The 3,154-nt window shown below is 61.7% G+C and carries 4 protein-coding genes; 1 reads left to right on the top strand and 3 read right to left on the bottom strand.

The window, feature by feature from the left end; all coding sequences use genetic code 11:
- From VN623_RS05130 to mobA, 3 genes are all read right to left on the bottom strand, one after another.
- Positions 1 to 661: GTP 3',8-cyclase MoaA (locus VN623_RS05130; RefSeq protein ID WP_325568797.1), on the bottom strand; the 661-nt coding region annotated here is incomplete at its 3' end.
- A 99-nt stretch (positions 662 to 760) separates the two neighbouring features.
- Positions 761 to 1,315, bottom strand: coding sequence for a molybdopterin-guanine dinucleotide biosynthesis protein B (mobB, locus tag VN623_RS05135; RefSeq protein WP_325568799.1), 555 nt, complete (start codon positions 1,313 to 1,315; stop codon positions 761 to 763).
- Between the two features lie 12 nt (positions 1,316 to 1,327).
- The gene (gene mobA, locus VN623_RS05140) at positions 1,328 to 1,951 is read right to left on the bottom strand and encodes a molybdenum cofactor guanylyltransferase MobA (protein WP_325568801.1); all 624 of its coding nucleotides are present in this window, start codon (positions 1,949 to 1,951) and stop codon (positions 1,328 to 1,330) included.
- Between the two features lie 205 nt (positions 1,952 to 2,156).
- Here mobA and VN623_RS05145 point away from each other — a divergent pair.
- On the top strand, positions 2,157 to 3,154 hold a 998-nt coding region (locus VN623_RS05145), incomplete at its 3' end, for an Mrp/NBP35 family ATP-binding protein (RefSeq protein ID WP_325568803.1).

The raw sequence follows: 3,154 nt of genomic DNA on the forward strand, positions 1-3,154 counted from the left end.
CCAACGATAGCGGCAGATACTGGCTGGTGCGGTCACCTTCGATGTCGCCGAGCGGCATCGTCTCGATCAGCGTCATGTCGGCGCCGCGGCCGTGCGCGAACCGGATCAGCTGTTCGATCTCGTCCTCGTTGACGCCCTTCAACGCGACAGTATTGATTTTGACCTTGAGCCCGGCCTTTTCAGCCGCATCGATCCCGCGAAGAACGGTTTCGATATTGCCCCATCGCGTGATCGCCTTGAATTTTACCGGGTCGAGCGTGTCGAGAGAAACGTTGATCCGCTCGACGCCGGCTGACTTTAGATCAACGGCGAACTTGTCGAGCTGGCTGCCGTTCGTCGTCAGCGTTAATTCCTCGAGCGCCCCCGTCTGAAGATGCCGGCCGAGGCTCCGAAACAGCCACATGATGTTCTTGCGCACGAGCGGCTCGCCGCCCGTCACTCGCAATTTCTTGACGCCGCGGTGAACGAACGCGGTACATAGTCGGTCGAGTTCTTCGAGAGACAGCAGATCGCGCTTTGGCAGAAACGTCATGTGTTCCGACATGCAATAGACGCAGCGGAAGTCGCAACGATCCGTCACGGACACGCGCAAATACTCGATCCCTCGACCGAAGGGATCGACCAAATGCAACGCTTTTGATTGGGCGGCTACGCCCGGCATAGATGCTTCTCCTGAGCCCCGTATATTCTCGTTTCATATCGGGGGGCGGGTGGTCAAGAGCAAGCCAGTGTTTGCTGAGGTTTGCGAGGCATTTAAGCGTCAGGCACGCTGCCGCAGCCTCTTGAAAGGGCCGCACGTCTCCTCGATCATCGACGCGATGCCGGCAATATCGTCGAGCCTGAAGACCTGTTTGCCATGCGCTTCGACTTCATAATCGGCCGCGATCGCGAGAACAAGCGGATCGCTCGCGGCCAACAACTTCTCGGCTGCAACGGCTGAGCGTCGCACTTCGATCTTAGGGATGGCAGCGGCTTTATAGCCCTCGACCAAAATGATGTCGGCTGGATTGAGACGCGCCGCAACGGTTTCGAGCGCCGGTTCTCCCGCCGACTCGATTTCCTCGATGACGGCGACGCGAGAGCCCGAGACGATCGCCGTTTCGGCAGCTCCCGCCGCACGATGGCGCGCGGTGTCGCTTCCCGGCGCGTCGATATCGAACTTGTGGTGCGTATGTTTGATCGTCGCGACACGAAGTCCGCGCTCGGCGAAATGCTGCGTCAGCTTTTCGATCAGGGTCGTCTTGCCGGCATTCGACCACCCGGCAATTCCGAAAAGCGGCATTGAACAGGCGCGGGCTTGACCGTTTGCAGGCATGTATTTTCCTTCTCAGGATTTGGCGAGCAACGCGCGCGCCGCCACGAGGTCTTCAGGCCGATTTACGTTGAAGAAAGGGTCTATGGTCACGCCGTCAATCTCGCCCATCGGGAACGGTACCGCAACAGCATTGAGCTCGGCCGCGAGGGCATCGACGCTGAGTGCACCACGTTGAAGGGCGTCGGCGACCGCTTCGCGCGACGTTAGCGGCCATATCGCGATGGTCGGATGCCGGCGACCGGCCGACACAGCGATCGCGACCCCGTCACCGCGTTCCGCTTCGAGGCGTTGGATGAGGTTCAGCGCAAGAAACGGAACATCCGTTGATACCGTTGCGACGGCAGTACAATCCGGAGCATGACGTTTCGCCCATTCGAGCGCCGTTAGAATACCGCTGAGCGGGCCTTGCCCGGGAATTTCCCTGTCAGCCACAACTTCTAGCCCGAAGCTGGCGAAGCGGCTAAGATCACCATTGGCATTGAGGATGAGGCGGCCGATCTGCGGGCGAAAGCGCTCGATGACGTGGGACAACACCGGCCGGCCATCGAGATCGGCGAAGCCCTTGTCGCCGCCGCCGAAGCGCCGCGACTGTCCGCCAGCCAGGATGACTCCGAGGATGTGATTGGGGAACGCCATGCGCCACGATTAAGCGGCCTCTCGAAGCGCCGCAAGGCGTAGGCATTTGGAGCCGCCTCTGAGTGTCCTGCAAACGCCGCGCCTTCTGGCGCATTGGCCGCGCCTCGATGGCTTTCCAACCGGCGGAGCCCGGACTTATATCGATTACGTTATCTGGCGGACGACCGCGGTAACGACGAGCTACGAGCTAGGAGACGTCAAAGAGATGCCGGTTGAAAAGTCAGAGGTGCTCGCGGCGTTGCGCCGGGTCAAGGGCCCCGATCTCGAAAGCAATATTGTCGATCTCGGGCTCGTCTCCGAAATCTTCATCAAGGACGACCGCGTCTACTTTTCGATCACGATACCCGCGTCGCGCGCTGAGGAGTTGGACCAACTCAGGAAGGCCTCCGAGAAAGTCGTTTCCGAAATCAAGGGTGTTGCCGGCGTCACCGCGGTGCTGACGGCGGACGCGACACCTGGCGCGCCGCGAGCCCCAGCCTCGCGAGCCGAGCATCCGCGTGTTCAGGCAGCGCGGGCCAAAGGCGCAACGGGCGATGGCGCAGGGCCGCGTCAGGCCGCAGCCGCTGCAGCGCAAGGCGGCGCCAGGATGCAAGGCATCCCCGGCGTCAAGCACGTCATTGCCGTTGCCTCCGGTAAAGGCGGCGTCGGCAAATCGACGGTCGCTGCCAATCTGGCGCTCGGCCTGCAATCGATCGGATTGAAGGTCGGCGTCGTCGATGCCGACATCTACGGACCGTCGCAGCCGCGCCTCCTCGGTATTACAGGCAAACCGCGCGTCGCGAACGGCAAGGTCATACAGCCGCTCGAAGGCTGGGGCCTCAAAGTCATGTCGATGGGCTTTCTGGTCGACGAAGACACACCCGTCGTCTGGCGCGGACCGATGGTCGTCTCGGCCCTCAGCCAGATGCTGCGCGAAACCGATTGGGCCGGTAGCACGGGCGACCTCGATGTCCTCGTGATCGATATGCCGCCCGGCACGGGTGACATTCAGCTCAGCATCTCGCAGAGCGTGCCACTCTCAGGTGCCGTCATCGTCTCGACGCCGCAGGACTTGGCGTTGATCGACGCTCGCAAGGGCATCGCGATGTTCAAGCGCGTCGAAGTTCCGATCCTCGGCATCGTCGAGAACATGAGCTACTTCCTCTGTCCGAAGTGCGGCGAGCGTTCCGATGTCTTCGGCCACGGCGGAGCCCGTGACGAGGC

The organism is Hyphomicrobium sp. (genome assembly GCF_035572195.1).
Classification (GTDB): Bacteria; Pseudomonadota; Alphaproteobacteria; order Rhizobiales; family Hyphomicrobiaceae; genus Hyphomicrobium_B.

Bases quoted from the DNA above. Each gene is read 5' to 3' on its own strand.
- mobB (WP_325568799.1), bottom strand. From the start codon at position 1,315: ATGCCTGCAAACGGTCAAGCCCGCGCCTGTTCAATGCCGCTTTTCGGA.
- mobA (WP_325568801.1), bottom strand. From the start codon at position 1,951: ATGGCGTTCCCCAATCACATCCTCGGAGTCATCCTGGCTGGCGGACAG.